This is a genomic window from Roseibium album (assembly GCF_965233825.1).
GTDB lineage: Bacteria > Pseudomonadota > Alphaproteobacteria > Rhizobiales > Stappiaceae > Roseibium > Roseibium album.
Genome location: NZ_OZ247583.1, coordinates 1,375,693 through 1,394,784 on the forward strand (window position 1 = coordinate 1,375,693; position 19,092 = coordinate 1,394,784).

Consider the following 19,092-nt stretch of genomic DNA (forward strand, 5'->3'; position numbering starts at 1 on the left):
AATGAACAGCCAACCCATAGCGATCGTCTCACATTCTTGCTGCTTTCCTGACGCCACGTCTCCCGAAGCGCTCTGGGACAATGTCTTGACCGGACGTCGCTCGTTTCGTGAACTTCCGCCAGCGCGTCTTGATCTTAAGGACTACCAAGCGACCGTTGTTGAGGAATGCGATAGCATCACGCCAATTATGGCGGGGCTACTTTCGGATTGGCAATTTGATCGTGAGCGGTTCCGGATACCAAATGCTGCCTTCGGCACGTCCGATATGGCCCACTGGTTAGCTTTAGAAGTAGCGGCTGAGGCGATCAGTGAGGCTGGAGGCTCAGAGAGCATCGGCCGCGATCGTACGGCTGTGATTGTTGGGAACACACTGACCGGTGAATTCAGTAGAGCGAATTCGCTGCGCTATAGAGCGCCCTTTGTCCAAAAAGTTCTTGCTCAGGCGATAAAAGACGAAAATTTGGACGATGACTCAAAAGAGCGCCTAATCGCACGATTCACGAATAGACTTCGCGCTACATTTCCCGAACCCAATGAAGAAACTCTTTCGGGTAGCTTAGCAAATACTGTTGCCGGTCGGATCTCAAACTATTTTGATTTCCGTGGCGGCGCTTGGACTGTCGATGGTGCTTGTGCATCATCACTAATTGCTATCCACGATGCGTGTTCGTTGCTTTCGAGTGATATTGTGGACACTGTTGTCGCGGGTGCGGTTGACCTCAGTTTGGACCCTTTCGAGTTGGTTGGTTTTTCACGCAATGGAGCACTCGCGCGAGAGGAAATGCGTGTATTTGACAGGCATTCCAATGGTTTTTGGCCGGGTGAAGGGTGTGGTTTTATTGTTCTCAAACGATTGGCGGATGCCCAGAGTAGTGGACAAGAAATACAAGCGGTAATACGCGGTTGGGCGGTGTCCACTGATGGGCGTGGTGGCCTAACGCGCCCAAGCGAGGGCGGTCAGTTTCGCGCGCTCACAGCGGCCTGCAAAAGGGCAAGAATTGATCCGCTTGACATTGGTTATGTAGAGGCACACGGCACTGGAACTGCGGTAGGTGACCCCATTGAAGTCAGAGCATTAGCCCGACTGCGTAAAGGGGGCGTCGCTAGTTTGCCCATTGGTTCTATTAAGGCGAACTTTGGTCATACAAAAGCCGCAGCTGGTATGGCGGGCCTTAGCAAAACTGTGTTGGCGATGAGAAATGGTGTCATCCCACCGCATGTCGGATGTGAAGACCCGCACCCCATTTTTGAAGAAACCGGTAACATGGTTCACCCGGTTCTTGAACCTGATGATTGGCAAAAGGCCAGTCGCAGGATCGCTGGTGTCAGCGGCTTTGGTTTCGGCGGCGTCAACGCCCATATCCTGCTTGAGGATGTGCAGTCACCAACGAGTTCTCGAAAGGCCTTTCCGCGCCAAGAGAAGCTGGGATTCGAACTTTTTGCGTTTGCCGCAGGCAACCGGGATTCACTCGCCACACAGATAGAAAATTTTGCACAGCGTGCAGCTTCGCTGTCGCTCTCTGAGATGCCCGAAGCTGCTTTATCGCTTGCTACAAAAACGCGAGAAGGTGGGGTTTTTCGAGGCGCTGTAGTGGCTAACCAACCGCGCGAATTGTGTCACCATTTAACTCATCTGGCCGCGGCAATTCGCCGGGGCGATCAATGCCTTGATCCGGACAAGGACTGTTTTTGGGGTGAGTTCAAACAGCAGCCACAAATTGTATTTCTGTTTCCTGGTCAAGGAGTGAGTGTCCCAAAAATAGACCGAGACTGGGACCGTCCGCTGGCGTTGAATAAAGAGCAACGTTGTTGTGCTTCCTTGGAGGTTTTGAATAGCTCGGCAGACACCAGGCATGTGCAGCCTACTGTGGCGGCAACGTCGCTTTTTACGGCGCATTTGCTCGATGCGATTGGTGTCGAGGCCAGTACCGCGGTTGGACATAGCCTCGGCGAATTAACTGCGCTCACATGGGCTGGCGCGATACCAGAAAGTGATCTGTTAAAAATTGCGGCCAAACGCGGCGCAGTGATGTCTGATTGTGGGCGTTCGGAGGGAGGTATGCTCCGATTGGAAGCGGACGCTCACACCTCAATTCAGATAATTGCCGGGCTTGACTTGGTCGTCGCCTGTGAAAACGCGATTTATGAAACCATTGTTGCTGGTCCAATAACGTCGATTAATGAGGCAATTAATCGTTCCAAGCGGGCTGGTGTTAACGCGTTTCGACTTAACGTGTCACATGCATTTCATTCTCCAATGATGACACCTGCCCGCATGCCGTTTTCCCATTGCCTGCGTGAGTTTGAGTTTCAACCATTGACTCGAGACATTGTATCAACGGTGACTGGCTCTGGGCTTGGTGAGAACGATAACATTGCTGATCTGCTGCTCACCCAGCTAGAGGCTCCAGTTCTATTTGATCGAGCATTGAAAGTAGCAAGCCTGAGCGCGGATCTGTTCATCGAGGTTGGTCCTGGACACACGCTTACCAGATTAGCGAGGGAAAGTGGTTACCGAGCCACCTCAACCGAAGCGTTCGGCCCGTCCATGTCACCGTTTTTCAGAGCAGTAGGCATCGCCTGGTCGCTCGGTTCCGACCTTCATTTGGAAGCATTGTTTTCTGGGCGCAATTTGCGTCCGATTGATCTCAAACACAATCCGATTTTCTTGCAAAACCCTTGTGGTCAGGAGCTGCAAACATACGAAGCTCATAATGAGCGGCAGGTCGTTTTGAACGCGGTATCTCGAACAATTTCTTCGTCGGCCGAGGGCGAAGAAAAACCAGCAGGAAATGTTGAGCAAACGGAAGTCGAAGCAGTAGTTTACCGCGGAGTGGAAGAGGCGACCGGATTGCCTCGCAGTGCTTTCACAAAAGACAGCAGGTTTCTGGATGACCTTCACCTGAATTCGCTTAGTGTTGCCCGCATCGTTTCAGAAATTGCGTCGGAGCTGGGACTCAGCCCTCCGGCGGCTATTACCGACTTTGCGAATGCCAGTCTCATCGAATTAGTCGAAGCGATCACCGAAATCGGCAAGCTTGGACCGCAAGCAAAGCCACAGCTCGTATTAGGGGCAGCCCCTTGGATCGAACCTTACGGTTTTGAATGGAAGACGGTGGAGGCTTCGAGAGGACACACGCTTGGATCTTGGGGTACCTATGCGAATTCGAGTGAGTTTCAACCGCCTAAGCACCTGACGCAGTTGCTAAACGCTGGGGAGACTTCCGGTGTGTTGCTATGGCTGGAGCCAGACTTTCGTGAAGCGGATCTTTCAGAGTTTTGGAGTGTTTTCAAAGAGCTGACATCGGATAGCGGTGTTCAGCGGGTCTGCGTCGTGCACTGTGGCGCCCCGGTGGCTGCGTTCATGCGTTCTCTAATGCTCGAAGGACATTTTGAAACAGGCGCCGTTATTGAATTGCCGGACGGGCAGACCGCTCTTGAAACTCTTTCGTTTGCAATCGGTTCCGTGTCTTCAGGCTTTAAGGAACTGCGCATCACTGACAAGGGTCAAGTGCAAGAGACTGTGTTTACACCGCTAGTTCCAGCAGGTGACGGGGAAGTTTTGCTGGGTGCAGATGACGTTGTGCTGGTCACAGGTGGCGCTCGCGGGATCGGAGCAGAATGCGCAATTCGCCTCGCCATGAAAACAGGTGCTGGGCTCCTTCTCCTAGGCCGCAGCGACAGTGAAAATCAGGAAGTCTCTAAGACGTTAGATCGGTGCAAGTTACTGGGACTTCGTACTCACTATTGTCCGTGCGACGTGACAAACGAGCAGGATGTTGTCCGAGCGGTTATTGAAGGTGAAGCAAGACTCGGGAAAATCAGCGCAATATTACATGCCGCAGGAGTAAATCGACCGGCGAAGTTCAGTGAGCTGAGTTATGAAGACTTGCGCGAGACTCTCGCTCCTAAATGTGACGCTCTAAGAAATTGTCTCACAGCTATTGACCGATCTCACTTGCGCCAGATCATTACGTTCGGATCGATCATTGGTAAGCTGGGGCTAGCGGGCGAAGCTCATTATGCGCTCGCAAATGAAGCACTTGCGCGATTTAGTGCCAAACTGGGCAAAGAGTTTTCCGATGTCCGCGTCAACTGTCTCGAATGGTCCGTTTGGGACGGAGTCGGTATGGGTGAGCGTTTAGGGACGCTCGAACGCTTATCGGCAGACGGGGTGAACGCTCTTGGCCTAGACGAAGCGTTGGATGCCTTCGAAAGTTTCGCAATTGAAGGACGATTGGAAGAATCAATCGCCGCAATCACTGGCCGATTTGGTCAGCCAAGTACAGTGTGGCTTGACCCCCCACCGCTGCCTCTCAACCGTTTCGTTCAACATCCAATCCTATTCTATCCGGGGGTTGAACTTGTTAGCGATTGCGAGGTTTCATCAGGAACCGATCTTTATCTGAATGACCACGTCATCGATGGGCTTCTGGTGTTACCTGCCGTGTTTTCGCTAGAAGCAATGATACAGGTGGCGAAGGCTCTCCTGCCCGATCTCGTTGTAACAAACATCGGGACGATTGAATTTCGGAAGGCAGTCACCGTTCCAGTCGATGGAGCAATAACTCTCCGTGTCGCAGTCTTGAAAGTCGGCAACCGGATTGAAGCAGCGCTGCGCGCTTCAGACGACGATTTCCTGACGGTTCGGGTGCGCGCGGAGTTCTTTGCTGCCAAAGAAGCGCATGCACTCGAAAGTGCAGGCCAAAAGAGGCCTACTGAACGACTTGCGAAATCGATTGAGGCTACTCCCTTTTATGAAAGCCTGTTCTTCCAAAAAGGACGTTTTAGCTGCGTTAGAGACTATCAGCATCTTTCTGCCAGACGGATCCGAGCCAGTCTGGATGCAAACCGCTCGAGTGAAGTTGGTGATTGGTTTGGGCAATACCTCTCCAGAGACTTGCTTCTTGGCGACCCGGGCATAAGAGATGCCTGTTTGCATGCGCTTCAGGCCGCAATCCCGCACAAGCGTGTGATTCCCGTTTCAGTTGATCAGATAAATTTCTTTGGGGGCGGGTCGAAATCGGCAGTGGTCGAGGCGTTCGAAGTTAGCTCAGATGAAAACGAGTTCGTCTTCAATATCGTTGTACACGACGAGAATGGGCAAATCGTCGAAACTTGGGATAAAGCGAAATTCAGGGCGGTTGCCGATTTACCTACGGACGATTTGCCACCCTCGTTGTCAGCTGTGTGGCTTGAGCGTGTGCTTGGTGACGCGATCAGCTGCCCAGACCTGCGACTTGCGATTGAGTACGGTGATGATCGTGAGCAGAGGCGCGAGCAGGTGCAAAAGCAGCTAGGCGTTGCTTTGCTTCCGGCGAGAAGCGACGGGAGGCCGCAACTGTCAGAAATACTTAGTGAAATTGCCGTCTCCTTGGCGCATGGCAGAGACATTACAGTAGGAGTGTTGGGCCCGAATGCGGTCACGTGTGACGTTGAACATATAACTTCAGATGACGTTGAAGGGTTGTTTGACCGGTTGTTACCAGTTGACAGAGCTTCGGCAGAAGAGACCGCTAAGGCCAAAGCTGAACCACTCGAGATATCCGCGCTGAGAATTTGGTGCGCACGCGAATGTCTGCGCAAGGCCGGCAGACCGCCAGAATTCGGTTTTGAATTGGTGAAGGCAAATGAGCAGGGGATGGTGCTGCTTTGTTTGGGGCGAATGTCGATAGCAACCCAGCGGGCAGGAAATAAGATCTTCGCAGTCCTTGCGGGAAGATCTGAGAATGATGTTGGTGTCAGCGCTGCTCGACTTGCCATAGATTTGGAGAGCGTCTCATGAACCAAGCGTTTCTGGAAAACACAGACAGAAAGTCTGCTGAAGTGTCGCTTCCAGGATACTCCTGGCGGCATATCGTGACATTCGAAGAAACCAATGTCGTCGGAAACGTCTATTATGTGCGTCACATTGCTTGGCAGGGTAGCTGCCGCGAGATGTTTCTGCGAGATCATGCTCCGTCCGTCCTCAATGATCTGAGCGCAGACCTCCGATTGGTTACATTGAAATGTTCGTGCGAATACTTCTCAGAGCTGCATGCATTCGATGAAATTGAAATAACAATGCGGCTCAGGCAGTTGGTGCAAAACCGTATCTCACTCAAATTTGAGTATCACCGTATCAATTCCGAAACACCTGTACTATTCGCGCGCGGCGCGCAAGACCTTGGCTGCATGCAAGTGAAAGGAGGTGGATTGGTTCCGGTTGAACCACCTAAAGCACTTGCACAAGCACTCATTCCATTTGGGGGCGCAACGCAAGGTTAAAATGCCTTGCCCTGCAATCGCGGAAGGAAAAACTTTGGAACTGGCAGTTGACGAAAGGCAAACGGCTCGCACCACGCTTCACCAAGGAGCGGTTGCGCGTGTCTTTGAGGCAATGAGACAGGAACCTGCGCCCAGCTTGTGTGAGGATTCGCTGCCGCCCAACACTTTGCTGTATGCGTCTGCGGCGAATGAATCCTCTTCGCTCATCAATCTCAAATCTTCACAACTTGAAGAGACCCTAGAGCCAATGCGGCTCGGTTGTTCAAAAGTTTTAGAAACTTTTGGAGAAGCTTTGAGAAATTTGATCGCTTTTACGTCAATCATCGGTCGTATCGGATTGGAAGGTGAAGCACATTTTGTGCTTGCAAACGCATTACAGTCAAAAATGGCAGTAGATTTCGCCTATTGCGGGGGGAGCGAGGATGTTCGACGTGGGCAGAAATTTGCGCAGGGTTTCCAGGGAATTAGATGCATAAATTCGGGAAAAAAGCTATTTTCCAGTGCCGCCAACAATGCAACTGGCGACCGCGTTAAGTCAATTCAACCCCATTCAGAACTGAGCTGGTCAGGTCGGACCTAGGAGGGTCAAATGACGCATTTTGTCACCAACGATTGCTCGGTTCACGAACCACATTCAAGCGAAAATACTTCAAGTGTGTTTCAAGAAGACACTTATGGCACCGCAGGACCAAAGCTGTCGCAATATTCATCTTCCGAGGCTTATGTCTCGTCAGATGAAATGACTTACTCAATGGAAATTCGTGGTTATTTAGCGCTTCGCTATTTGCGAAGATTTCGCCGAGACAGGTTGGGTGTTGTGCGAGAACTTTCCAAGTGTGAAAAAGATGTTCTTATTGCGCTGCCGGGAATGCGGTTTCATTTTCTATTTAATTCGAAGACACGAGAAGAAATACTAGGACCTTACTTTGGTAAACTTGATCGCGGGTTGGGCCTAAGTAACCTGCGCGACGCAATCGGGCCTTCAATGTTAACTTCCAGTGGCGCGACTTGGATGAGAGCTCGTCAAACAAACGCAAGAACGTTTCGCGCGTTTACGGCTGATGGCGTATTCGACGCGTGGCAGCGGCAGAAGAAGGTCCAACGGGTCGCTACAATTCTAACGTGTGACTTTGGCGAAGAGTTTTCGTCGCGAATTTTGTCTAATGCCACAACAGGCGATCCGGGCGGCCTGGACAAGCAAACATGGGAAGCAAAAGAGCGTACATCGCAACTCATAAGCCGACTCATGACAACACCATTCAAACCGCTGCAAGTGGTCCAGATGTGCCTCGGTCAGGCTTGGCACTCAACCTCAAGAAACTTGACACAGTTTGCTCAAGTAAAAATGCATGGCAGATGGCAAGGGTTGCCAGCCTCTGAAAGGCTTGGGCTTCTGTTCGCAGGCGGTGAAACGATCTCTGCGCTGCTAGCATGGACGTTGTTGCGGTTGGCACATTCACCTGAGTGGCAAGAGCTAGTGCGAAACCGGTCAGAAGGCGCGCTTCGAGCGTTTCTTTTCGAAGTCCTAAGGTTGCACCCACCTGTCTGGATGATTTCACGTCGCGCTAATTGTGACTTTTCAGTCTGCAATATCCGAATCAGAGCCGGCGACCATGTTTTGCTGCCAATATGGGCCTACCATCGAGATCCTAAGTGTTTTGTTAACCCAAAGTCTTTTGATCCCACTAGGTTTTTCGACACGACGCGCGAAATGCGCAAGAGTTTTTTGCCCTTCGGTATCGGGCCACACACATGCCCGGGGCGCCACTGCCTTTCCAGCGTTTTTGCATCGATCATTTTACCACTACTCGAACACTACGAAGTATCTGCGGGACAGTCCCAGCCAGACTGGAATGGTGTACCTGGCTTGTCGCTTTTTCCTGCCAAGGATGCAGCGGTATTGTTGAAAAGCAGGAATAAAGTTTCATGATTCGGCTCGTTGCACTGCTTGTCCTTCTCGCTCAGCCGGTGTTTGCACAAGAGGTGTGTCGAGACTTGAACAGTGGTTTACAAACCATCCATCCATTTAAGGCTGCGATTCCTTGCCTCTCAGATGATCAACTCAAACGCTTCTTTCGCGGCAATACCTTATTTGGCGTAACACGTCGCACGGAGCCTACGCGGATCGGATTTCCTGGAGGTATCGGCCCGCGGTATTCAGCGCAGTCTTGTGCGCATTGCCATGTCTTCAATCGAAAAGGAGAGGTGCCAAGATCCCCCAATCGAGCGATCGGCGTTGCTGTCGCATTACTTAGTTTAGAAGCTACCGATCTTTTGGGCAAAACTCTCAGCCCCTATGCAACTGATCTTCCGTACGGCGAGGGGCGTTTGCTGACGGCTGACGGGGCGGTACCGCACTACGTGATTTGGGAAACGAACCCCTCGGCTGCTGAATATGCTGTACGCATGCCTATGGCTTTGACCGGGCTTGGTCTAATTGAAAACGTTGAAGAGGAAATCATACTCGAACTCGCAGACCCTGACGACTTAGATGGTGATGGTGTGTCCGGGAGGGTGTCGCGCACTGCGAACGGACAAGTTGGTCGTTTTGGTTGGAAAGCGCAGCACGCGTCTTTGGTAGGAGTGACAATCTTTGCGCTCGAAAATGACATGGGATTAACCGTCTTCGAAAGCCTCAAACTTATCTGCAAATCGAACCTAAGTTGCGATGCGCCGAACTCAGGTGAAGCAATCGAGGTCGAGAAAGCAGAGTTGGCACTTTTGGTCGATTATCTCAGATACCTCTCAGCGCCATCTGATGTGCCCTCCGCTGAAGGTTTTACTCTTTTCAAAACAACGGGTTGTGCTGCCTGTCACATTCCAAGTCTTCCAACCAAGCATCCGGCAAATGGCGCTCGTGTATCCATACCAATCTATAGCGACTTGTTGCTGCATGACATGGGACCAGCGCTTGCTGATCCGGCATCGGTGTCTCCAAATACGGCTTCCGAGTGGAGAACGGCCCCACTTTGGGGGTTGGCAGCAACTTTGAGGCTAGCTGGTGAACTCAGTCTAATGCACGACGGAAGGGCAAAAACTTTGAGCGAAGCGATCCTCGCTCACGATGGTGAAGCACACAACGCGCGCCAAAACTTTTTGCGCCTCGAAGCATCGGCGCGCGACAAGCTGCTTAACTTCCTTAAGTCACTATGAAACGGAGGATATGTAATGAAAAGCAAGCCGAAAAACCTAGTGAGTCGCCGTCACTTGTTGCAAGGCCTCAGTGCTTCCGTCGCGCTTTCGCCATTAGTAGGCTCGTCAGCTGCTTTAGCGAAGCCTGGGGGGTGTTTTTTGATGGCAGGGCATTGCTTAACAGCTTTGGAACTCAAAGGAATTGGGCGTCGAGATTTGTATTTTTCCACCCTTTCATATGCATCGTTTAACAATGTTCTCGACTACTCTGACTTTGTTATTTCTTCGATTCTGACCAAATCTATGACAACGCTCAGTTGGGAAACCATCCAGTGTTGGGCTGCAAATGCACCAGATCTCGGAGTTGTAAGGGCCAAAGGGAAAATACGAGGCAGATCGGACCAGACTTCCACTGTTGTATTTCTTTCCGAAAGCGGTGCTGATTTATTCCCCGCCGATACCATTAACTTGAATTACTTTGATTTTGAGTTCCCTGCACTTGACTTGAGACTCTTCAATAAAGAACCAATGGAGTTACGCGGACTTTCAGAACAGATAACTCCGCAATACGTCAGCAACGATCCGCGTGTTGTAGCTAATCCAGAAGGGTTGCCTTCCTCGATCGAAGAAGCTTTTAACCGACCAGGCGGTTTTTTCGAACCCCACGGCAAGCACACAATGCAAACCCCTATCACACTTTATGATGCAGACAACCCGAATGAAGAGATGGGCACTATTCTGTCAGCAGAGGTAACTCTGGTACCTCACTACGGTGTTGAGGTGAGCCTAGATGATTATGAAGTTGATGGAGCATTCATAACGACTCGTTGGCGGATCCAGAATTTGCTGGACGTTGCGAAGGAGGTTTATTTCTCAGTTTCGGATGTTGGTAACGTTCGCACTGTCAGTGAAACAGAAGGGCTTTTAGTATTAGACAAAGATCCAGTATTCATCGATTCCCAGGCTGTATTGATTGATCCTGAAATCGAACTTTCTTTGTTGGACTGTATCTTTTGTGGCGTCACAAATACCATAGAACGAGATATCGAATTGATTGCTGGTTTTGGAATGGTGGACGGAGATGGGTTGCTGAAGCAAAAATAGGTCGACCGTGTCGGCGGGAAGAAAACGGGCTCCCGCCAGACCTTTTTGGCGGGAGTTGCGAATGCGCATTAACATGATCCGTATAGAGTCTAATGACATAGAAAAAGAGGCTTTCTTTCTTTCAGCGCTTGGCCAGGGGACACGCGAAAAAACACCAGACGACACCGTTTGTATGAAATTGGGCGGCGTTGAGTTTGTATTGCGCCCAACGCGCAAAGATCACACTCGTTTTGGGGTGATTGTGGAGGTAGATGATGCTGATAGGGTCGTCGAACAATCAGCCGAATTTGGGTGTAAGATTTTGCAAAAGCCCAAACGGCAACTAGGTGACTGGGGGCGGATTGCTATAATTGAAGACCCATTGGGTTTAGTGCATGAAATCGTAGACTACAAACTAAAGCGCAACCTAGTTTCAGCCCCTGAATTGCCACAAACCCATTTTTCGATTCTGATTGCTGCATCGATGGAAAGAGTTTTTGAAGCGCTGCTATCGCCGGAAGATCTCGCTAAATGGTATGTTATGGCCCCCCCGAAGGAGATCGGGCGAGCTCCTGGCGAACGTTATGATTTTGGGAGTCGCGACAGTCTTTTGATTTCAGGCGTAATCAAGGAAGTCCACTACGGGGAAAAACTGGTTCACAGTTTCCAGATGATGCAAGGAGAACAGCCGGTTTCCAACGTGTCTTGGACCTTGTCCAAGAGTATGGGGCATACGCGCGTTGCATTGCTCCACGATGGAATGGATTTGGCGGGTGGTTGGGAGCTTCTGATCTCAAGTCTAAAAACATACTTGGAAACAGGCAACACCATGGCCACCCTGGTACCCAGAGAATGACTGCGGATGGAACGGTGCCGGGACTTCGACGTGCCAAGCGGATCGCAAAACTATTTGTGTTTGTTTCTCTGACCCTGGCGGCACTTGGAGCACTTTCACCCAAACTGACAATTACCTCTGAGACGCGTCAGGTACTTGGGCTCGATTCAGAGCTCGTCCGAGACTTCGACGCCCTCGTCTCCCGCCATGGTCAGGCTAACTACGTTGCGATCGGCGTTTTGCGGCGCGATCCAAGCGGCTGTATTGGCCAACGTCCACCCGACGGCACGCTTCTTATTACTCGCGCGCTCGGTGTCGCGATGAAAAACGTGTCGGGTACATTGCCAGAGCTCATGCTATCGCCAAATGCTACCCAACCCTCGATGGCGTCGCTTTTGGCAGGAACTGAAGATGTCTTATTGGAACACGCATTCTCGAAAGGGCTTTTAGTCGCAGACAATGGCTGCGGCGCAGCACTTCACGTGGCGCTTGATCCTCTCTTCGATCCCTTTGTTGTATTAGACCAAATCAAACGAGCGTTGAAGCAGTTCAAGCACATCGATGACCACGTAATCGTGCTGGCTGGTGATGTTGTCGCGGAAAATGAATTGGCTCACCTAATTGTTCGAGATCTATTAATATTGGTTCCGGTCGCAGCAATCGTAATGCTTTCAGTACTCTCTTTGTTGTTAGGCAACTTTTTGATGGCGGCGACTGTAACGGGGTTGAGCGCTTTTTCATTTGGTATGGTCGTAACTCTTGTTTTGCTGCTCGGCATACCAATTTCGCCGCCGATGACGATGTTACCTGTTTTACTGATCACGGTAGGCACATTGGATGAGCTTCATATCGCCTTAAGTCTTGCCCGCTCCCGAACAAGAGACGGTGCAGAAATTCTCGGTGTTGCAGTTGGACTTAGGCGCCCAATCCTCCTATGTTTTGCAACTAATCTCGTGGCTTTCTTGATACTCTCATTAATAGACATTCGCGCAATATCTTTGCTGGGCATAGTCGCCGCAATTGGAGTTTGTTTAAATGTCGCCGTCACATTTTTTCTTTCACCATTTGTATTTTTTATCGCTGATAAGCATTTCGGGCGGGCTTTTTGGAATATAAGTGGGCGGGCAAAAAAAGTTTTTTCTCCTCGAATAATTAAGTTTGTTCCGTTTTTTCTTCTAGGACTTTGCGCGCTACCATTCCTTGAGATCGAGGATAGTTGGCAACGGAACTTCCCAACGGACAGTTCAATCCTACAACAGCACTCCTTCTATCAAACTTACTTTGCTGGCCCCGAGTATTTGGTGCTGACAGTCAAGTCGGACGATCCTCAGTACTGGCACTCAATTGAGAACTATCACCGCCTCTCGCATTTGACAGAAGTGCTTGTCGCCTTACCAAATGTGGACCGTGTGTTGGCGCACCCGGGTTACTTTGCGGCGGTTCGCGACAATGCGCGGGTCGGTGACGGCGAACTAAATGTCGCTTCGGCGGCGTCAGCATTTGGTAACCGGCGCGTATATCTTCTGGCGGAAGAGTTGCTTTCACATGACGGTTCAACGGCGCGTATGAAAATATTCTTAGAATCAACTACATATAGCGACGTAATGGGAACAATTGACCAGATCGCGTCAATTACTCGTGGGGTTGAGTTGGACCACGATCTATTTGGAAAGCCTTACATGACGGTTCTTATGGTCCAACGTACTGTTGGTGCTCAATTGGCCGCTGTGCCGATTGTTGCCTTAGCAATTTTCATCATTGTTTTCGCCGTTTTCCGCGATGCATTCACTGCTTTGATTGTAACCGCGACGCCTTTGATCGCTGCGACAATAATATTTGGAGCAATGAGCATGATTTCAGTGCCGGTTGGTTTCGCATCAAGCCTCGCGATCTTAACTACACTTGGTGTGGGCGTGAATTTCGCTATCTACTGGGCGTGCGCTAAAGATGGTTCGGCAGAGGAACGAGTGCAGGCAAATAGAGTGATATGGCTCTCGGCGCTTGTAGTAGCAACCGGAATGCTGGCGCTGGCGGGATCAAGCGCGCCAACTACTCGTATACTCGGCCTCTCCATCGCTGGAGCGACATTGATTTGCGGATATCTGGCCAGTGCTTCTTTCGTTTTGAAGCGAAGCAAAGTCGCACGACAAGCAACATCAGAGAGAAACAGTGTGAACTTCGAACGGCACGATAAATCCTAGAATTACTACGCCAATTGAATGCAACGGAGTCTTCCGCTGATGCGAGCATCGAAATTTTCAAATTCGACCACAATGATCTCCTCCGGATGGCAGGTAACTCCGATGGGTTTCGTGAGCTCGATCAGTAGTTTAAGGCCGATCGTACTGATTTGCCTTACAGTATTGTTTGCATGGCGGTACGCCTCACATTTTATTTGGGCACCAGCCAGCGACAAGAACCAGTTTTTTCAATGCATTCGTCACTGACCTTCCCGCTGAACGATTCTACATAAACAAATGAGTCCCAATTGTCCCGCACAGCTTTCGCACAGGAACCGGTGTGAATAGGGGGGAGAAAGTGGCAACAAGGAGCAGAGAAAACCGCAGAAATCCGCGGTTTTCGACTGAGAGAACATTACTCATAACCTAAAGGTCGCAGGTTCAAATCCTGCTCCCGCAACCAAATACGCCAAAGGCCGTCCAACAGGGCGGTCTTTGGCGTATCTGGACAGTGGATACAGGCGAGAACCTCTCCTGGCCCCATCAAGGAGGGCAAAGACCGACGCAGAAGGGCAAAAAAACACCAAATCCTGCTCCCGCAACCAAACAAAGCCGCCCACATCGGGCGGCTTTTTTGTTGCACCCGACAAGGACCCGGACCTTGCAAAACGCGACCAAAAGGCCAGCTTCACGACAAGCGCCTAGACCCAAGGCGCAACGCGTACGCAAAATACCGATCCCGCAAACAAATAAAGCCCGCCGAGAAATCGGACGGGCTTTTTTATTGGGACTCGACAAAACAAATCCACCCGAGCAGTGACCAGACCCGACGCAGCGGACTAAAAGTCGCGAAACTAGCCACACTCAAATGGCTAACTCGACGTGAAGCGTCAATCTTTGAACAAAACCCCGGCCGTTTGGGCAATAAGGCGGGGGTCTTTCGACTTGATCTGGACCGGACGCCCGTTGATCAGTTCCAGGCACCTATCCAGAGTTTCGCTTTCAAGCCGAAACATTGCCTGTTCGGTATAGAATGTCAGATGCGGTGTCAAAATGACATTGTCCCTGCCGAAGAGCGGGCTTAACGGGTGATCCGTCAAGGCAAGTGGCTCGTTACTGAAGACATCCAGTCCTGCGCCCGCAATCCAGCCTTCATCCAGAGCCCTGATCAGAGCCATCTCGTCAACGATCGCTCCTCGCGATACATTGATCAGGCACGCGGTGGACTTCATCATTTTGAATTCAGCTTCGCCGACAAGATGGCGGGTCCTGTCATTGAGGACCGTATGCACGGACACGAAGTCTGATTGTTGCAGAAGGTCGATCAGATTTTCGCATTTTTCAGCCCCATACTCCGACATCTGCTGTGCCGTTAGTCCCGGATCATAGGCCAGTACCCGCGCTCGAAATCCGGCGCCGGCCATTCTGGCCATGCTCCGTCCGATCTTGCCCAGCCCGATAATGCCCACTGTGCTATCGGCAATGTCTCTTCCGAGCCAGGTGGGTTCCGGCCAGGCCCAGCCCCGGGTCTGCATTTGGTGTCCGAGTGCCGGCAAGCGCCTGGCGAGCGAGATCATCAGGGCGAATGCGCCTTCTGCCACAGTTTCTTCGGCATATTCGGGAATGTTTACGACTGCAACGCCGTGTTCCATCGCGGCGGGTATGTCAATTGCATCTATGCCGACGCCATATTTCACGATGCCGCGCAGCTTTGGTGCCGCTTCAATGATCTTACGCGTGATCGGCGCATAACACATCATCAGAACATCCGCATTGGCGATCTCCCTGGCCAGATCCTCTTCTGAAACACCATCGGGCAACAGGACCAGATCATGTCCCATTTTCTTGAGGGTCGCATCGACAACGGGAACTTGAAGTTCCATATCCGTCCGGACGATTTTCATCCAATGGTCTCCTGATCGGGCCTGCTGGTCGAAGGGCGGCGGCGTGCCTCCCTGACATGCTTGGCATAACTGTCGATTTCCTGCTCGATACGAGTGGTGCTCCACTCAAGTGAGGGAGCAACTGTCTCTGCGACATGCAGCGCCTTTGATCGTCCCTGATCAAGGTCCCAGCCATATCCGAGGCGGCGCAGCATCAGGTCACAAAGGCTGTTCGGATTTTCTGTTATCGCATTGAAGATGATTTCGTCTCCGGACAGAGGCGCCGCTTCGTAGATCGCAGGAGAAACCGGCCGTGACGGCTCGCAGCGATTTCTCACGCGTTCCGTCAGGCGCCGGGCGACGCGACGATGCGTCATGATCGGACCTGCGGTTACCGAGAAAAAATCAGGTAACCCATCCGGTGCGTGATCATGGATCTTGATTTCCCTGCTTCCCAAAGGCTCTGCCGGGTCCGCAGTCAGCGGGTTCACACCGGCCCAGCTGTAAAGAACATCGTCTCGTTTCAGGTCCAGATTCGGGAAACAGTGATTGGTTTCCGATAGCAGCCAGTCAATTTCATCATCGGTGGCGGCAATGTTTGTGGGGTCAGCGGAATAGGGGCGCCTGGTGAGGCCGACATAGTGATGGTCCCGCCAGGGAAGACAGTAAAGCGGCTCTGCAAGGCGGTTGAAGGCGAACACGCCGTGTCCCTCGAATTCAATGGGCAACTTCAGAGCGATATGGATACCGCTGATCGGCTGGCACTTTGCAACGGCATTGCTTCCAGCACTCGCTGAAACCTCGTCAATCCAGGCACCGGAGAGGTTCAGGACGATTGACGCAGATACCCGGCTTTTGTCTTGCAGGGTGAGTTGCCAGCCGTTGTTTTCACGTTCGAGACGAATGACCTTTGTGTAGTTTCGCAATTCTGCGCCCTTCCGTCGCGCGTCAGCCAACGCATCGAGAGCAATCCGTTCAGGCCAGTCAAAGATGTATTCCCGGAAAGTCACCATTCCGGCCAACTGGTCACCGTTTCGCAAGTGTCGTGCAAGAGACGGCATGTCATCAGCGTTTGGTTGAAAACGACGGTAGTCCAACGCAACGCCGCCAGGGCTGGCCAGGCGTAGCAAACCGAACGCAATGTCCATGTTCCATGGACGATAGATGTCCTGTTTGTAGATCGGCAGGCAAAAGGTCATCGGTTTTAGTCGGCCTGGAATGCTCTCGACGAGTTCATCGCGCGCAGCCATGTCTTCACGAACCGTTTTCAAGGACTGGAACAGGCGTACGGGGTGCTTCAGCAGGTCGCCGGGCGAGGCTCCGTTTGCCAGATGTCGCAATCCACAGTGGAGCAGACGGGAAGAACGTGCGGTGGCGCCTTCGGCAAAGTCGTCTTTTTCGGCAAGAAACACCCGGTACCCGGCCGAAGAAAGGTGCTGTGCAGCACTGGCGCCATTGATGCCTCCGCCAATGATGGCAACATCGTATCGGGTGGATGCTATGGTCATGCGTTGGCTCCGATAACGACGATACCTGCAGAAACAATGATCGATGCCAGGATCCGGCGGCCTCTTGGGCCCTCCCGGAACCAGAGGACGCCGATAAGAGCGGCGAAGATGACGGAGGTTTCCCTCAAGGCGCTGACAAGTCCCAGGGGCGCGAGTGTTTTCGCATAGAGCACAAGAGCATATGCAGCACCGGAGACGAGGCCACCGGCAAAACCGATCAACAACTGTTTTGCCGGAATGGACCTGACCCGGTCCATTCGCGTCGGAAAAATGTAAAGAACAATCAGGATCTTGGCGGAAAAGAGCCATCCTATATAGGCTGCGGCGTTACCTGACAGGCGGACGCCGACCCCGTCAATCAGCGAGTAGGAGCCGACAGATGCACCGACCGCAAGCGCGGCAACCAGTCCGGCGAAAGGCAGGGCACCGGTGAATGCATCCCGCGCAAGGATCATGATGCCGGCTGAAACAAGGATCACTCCTGCCCAGGCTGCGGGAGGAAGAACTTCACCGAGCCAAAGCTGAGCGACGAGGGCAACCAGGACCGGCGCCAGTCCGCGCGCCACCGGGTAAATCAGGCTCAGATCACCAAGCCTGTAAGCGACATTGAGCAGCCAGAAATACCCCCAGTGCACCACAACTGAGGCAATCATCCAGGGCCAGACCAAAGGGTCCGGCAGTGGCGAAACAGCCACAAGCACAAGGCCGGCAGGAATGTGTCCCAAGGCAATCAATCCGAGCATGATGACCCGGTCTTCCGCGCCTTTGACCAGCGCGTTCCAGACCGCATGGAACAATGCGGCCGTCAATACGATCAGGGCAACGCCAATGCTCACGCGGCCTCTTTGATAGCGTCGATGACGATATCGAGCGCCTTGTCGAGATCTGCCTGACTGATTGTCAGGGGAGGTGACAGCGTCAGGACGGACCCCTGACTGATCTTGAAACTGAGACCCGCGTGGAGACACGCGTAGTATATGAGTTCGGCACGGTCGAGCCCGGGAGTTTTGTCGATCCGGTTCTCGACAATTTCGACACCGAACATGAGTCCACGGCCGCGAATGTCTCCGACTGTGGGAATGTCCGCAAGTTCGTTTTTCAACCGCCCGATGGCATGCGTGCCAAGCGCGGCAGAGCGTTCAACGAGACCTTCCTCTTCAATGATCTGGATGGTCGTCAGGGCTGCCCGTGATGTGACCGGATTCTTTTCATGGGTGTAGTGCCCGATGGCAAAGTCACCGCAGACATCCAGGTCCTTGTGCGCGATACAACCCGCTATTGGCAGGATACCGCCGCCAAGAGCCTTGCCGACGGTGACGATGTCCGGGATGACGTCATCATGTTCGAATGCGAACATCCGCCCGGTCTTGCCAAGGCCGGTGGGTATCTCATCCATGATCAGCAGCGCGCCATGCCTGTTGCATGCCTCGCGCACAGCCCGCCAGAAACCGGCAGGGGGAACATAGGGAACCGCGCGCATCGGTTCCGCGATCACGGCGGCAACATCGCCTTCCCGTTCGAGAACGAATTCAACCATTTTGGCGCATGCAAGACCACAGGTCTCCGGACCGGGGTGGTTATAGGGACAACGATAGCAGGCGAAGGGTGCAACATGCTCTGTTCCTGGCAGGAGCGGACCTGCAATATGACTACGGAAGGTCGCTTCGCCGCCGACACTGGCTGCCCCGAGGCCTGCGCCGTGGAAGGCATCCCAGAAGCTGATTGTCTTGAAGCGTTTTGTTGCCGCCCTGGCAATTTTCAGCGCGACTTCATTTGCATCCGAACCACCTGTCGTGAACAGCACCTTGTTCAATTCGCCTGGCGCGATACTGCCGAGTTTTTCAGCCAGCTCTACGGCCGGGTCGTTGGTGAACCTCCGCGGAGCGAAGGGAAGCTGGTCCAGCTGCGCCTTGATGGCTTCGACGAGGCGCGGGTGACCGTAACCGATATGGTGAACCGAATTGCCGTGGAAATCCATGTAGCGTCGGCCGTCCAGATCCTCGATCCAGATGCCCTCGGCCTTCGCGATCGTCGAAACGCAGGGAGAGGAAAGGGATTGGTGCAGAAAGGCCTGTGCGTCCCGCTCCAGAAGGGGCGCAGAATTCGGGCCAATGGACTTTTTCAGCCAGGCCTTGCGGGCATCGGACGTATTGGATTCGCCCTCTGTATGCACGAGTTGCGTCATTTTTCCCTCTCCACGCCGT

At 52.4% G+C, this 19,092-nt stretch carries 12 protein-coding genes; 8 read left to right on the forward strand and 4 right to left on the reverse strand.

Annotation, left to right across the window (positions count from 1 at the left end; genetic code table 11):
- Position 1: 1 nt before the first annotated feature.
- The 8 genes from ACO6TI_RS06470 to ACO6TI_RS06505 all read left to right on the forward strand — a co-directional run bounded on the left by ACO6TI_RS06470 (position 2) and on the right by ACO6TI_RS06505 (position 13,518).
- Positions 2-5,785 (forward strand): SDR family NAD(P)-dependent oxidoreductase, encoded by a 5,784-nt coding sequence (locus tag ACO6TI_RS06470; RefSeq protein WP_422384576.1) that lies wholly within the window; start codon positions 2-4, stop codon positions 5,783-5,785.
- Positions 5,782-6,267, forward strand: coding sequence for an acyl-CoA thioesterase (locus ACO6TI_RS06475; RefSeq protein ID WP_422384577.1), 486 nt, complete (start codon positions 5,782-5,784; stop codon positions 6,265-6,267). The genes ACO6TI_RS06470 and ACO6TI_RS06475 overlap by 4 nt, the downstream gene beginning before the upstream one ends.
- 34 nt (positions 6,268-6,301) lie before the next feature.
- The gene (locus tag ACO6TI_RS06480) at positions 6,302-6,847 is read left to right on the forward strand and encodes a hypothetical protein (protein WP_422384578.1); all 546 of its coding nucleotides are present in this window, start codon (positions 6,302-6,304) and stop codon (positions 6,845-6,847) included.
- Between the two features lie 9 nt (positions 6,848-6,856).
- Positions 6,857-8,197 (forward strand): cytochrome P450, encoded by a 1,341-nt coding sequence (locus ACO6TI_RS06485; RefSeq protein WP_422384579.1) that lies wholly within the window; start codon positions 6,857-6,859, stop codon positions 8,195-8,197.
- On the forward strand, positions 8,194-9,420 hold the full coding sequence (locus ACO6TI_RS06490) for a di-heme oxidoredictase family protein (protein ID WP_422384580.1): 1,227 nt from the start codon (positions 8,194-8,196) through the stop codon (positions 9,418-9,420). The genes ACO6TI_RS06485 and ACO6TI_RS06490 overlap by 4 nt, the downstream gene beginning before the upstream one ends.
- A gap of 15 nt (positions 9,421-9,435) precedes the next feature.
- Entirely contained in the window at positions 9,436-10,503 is a 1,068-nt protein-coding gene (locus tag ACO6TI_RS06495) for a hypothetical protein (protein WP_422384581.1), read from the forward strand.
- A gap of 61 nt (positions 10,504-10,564) precedes the next feature.
- Positions 10,565-11,338 (forward strand): SRPBCC domain-containing protein, encoded by a 774-nt coding sequence (locus ACO6TI_RS06500; RefSeq protein ID WP_422384582.1) that lies wholly within the window; start codon positions 10,565-10,567, stop codon positions 11,336-11,338.
- Positions 11,335-13,518: an MMPL family transporter gene (locus ACO6TI_RS06505; protein ID WP_422384583.1), complete on the forward strand. Its 2,184-nt coding sequence runs from the start codon at positions 11,335-11,337 to the stop codon at positions 13,516-13,518. The genes ACO6TI_RS06500 and ACO6TI_RS06505 overlap by 4 nt, the downstream gene beginning before the upstream one ends.
- A gap of 869 nt (positions 13,519-14,387) precedes the next feature.
- Here the strand turns inward: ACO6TI_RS06505 and ACO6TI_RS06510 are convergent.
- The 4 genes from ACO6TI_RS06510 to pbfA are packed head-to-tail and all read right to left on the reverse strand — an operon-like array spanning position 14,388 to position 19,073.
- A complete protein-coding gene (locus tag ACO6TI_RS06510) occupies positions 14,388-15,401 on the reverse strand; it encodes a 2-hydroxyacid dehydrogenase (RefSeq protein WP_422384584.1) in 1,014 nt (337 codons plus the stop codon).
- The gene (locus ACO6TI_RS06515) at positions 15,398-16,888 is read right to left on the reverse strand and encodes an FAD-dependent oxidoreductase (protein ID WP_422384585.1); all 1,491 of its coding nucleotides are present in this window, start codon (positions 16,886-16,888) and stop codon (positions 15,398-15,400) included. The genes ACO6TI_RS06510 and ACO6TI_RS06515 overlap by 4 nt, the downstream gene beginning before the upstream one ends.
- Complete coding sequence (locus ACO6TI_RS06520) at positions 16,885-17,724, reverse strand: EamA family transporter (protein WP_422384586.1); 840 nt, start codon at positions 17,722-17,724, stop codon at positions 16,885-16,887. Before ACO6TI_RS06520 ends, ACO6TI_RS06515 begins: the two co-directional genes overlap by 4 nt.
- On the reverse strand, positions 17,721-19,073 hold the full coding sequence (pbfA, locus tag ACO6TI_RS06525) for a (R)-1-hydroxy-2-aminoethylphosphonate ammonia-lyase (RefSeq protein WP_108874433.1): 1,353 nt from the start codon (positions 19,071-19,073) through the stop codon (positions 17,721-17,723). The genes ACO6TI_RS06520 and pbfA overlap by 4 nt, the downstream gene beginning before the upstream one ends.
- Positions 19,074-19,092: the final 19 nt, after the last annotated feature.

Coding starts and splice junctions, on each gene's coding strand:
- ACO6TI_RS06510 (WP_422384584.1), bottom strand. CDS start 15,401: ATGAAAATCGTCCGGACGGATATGGAACTTCAAGTTCCCGTTGTCGAT.
- pbfA (WP_108874433.1), bottom strand. CDS start 19,073: ATGACGCAACTCGTGCATACAGAGGGCGAATCCAATACGTCCGATGCC.
- ACO6TI_RS06495 (WP_422384581.1), top strand. CDS start 9,436: ATGAAAAGCAAGCCGAAAAACCTAGTGAGTCGCCGTCACTTGTTGCAA.
- ACO6TI_RS06475 (WP_422384577.1), top strand. CDS start 5,782: ATGAACCAAGCGTTTCTGGAAAACACAGACAGAAAGTCTGCTGAAGTG.
- ACO6TI_RS06515 (WP_422384585.1), bottom strand. CDS start 16,888: ATGACCATAGCATCCACCCGATACGATGTTGCCATCATTGGCGGAGGC.
- ACO6TI_RS06500 (WP_422384582.1), top strand. CDS start 10,565: ATGCGCATTAACATGATCCGTATAGAGTCTAATGACATAGAAAAAGAG.
- ACO6TI_RS06505 (WP_422384583.1), top strand. CDS start 11,335: ATGACTGCGGATGGAACGGTGCCGGGACTTCGACGTGCCAAGCGGATC.
- ACO6TI_RS06490 (WP_422384580.1), top strand. CDS start 8,194: ATGATTCGGCTCGTTGCACTGCTTGTCCTTCTCGCTCAGCCGGTGTTT.
- ACO6TI_RS06485 (WP_422384579.1), top strand. CDS start 6,857: ATGACGCATTTTGTCACCAACGATTGCTCGGTTCACGAACCACATTCA.
- ACO6TI_RS06470 (WP_422384576.1), top strand. CDS start 2: ATGAACAGCCAACCCATAGCGATCGTCTCACATTCTTGCTGCTTTCCT.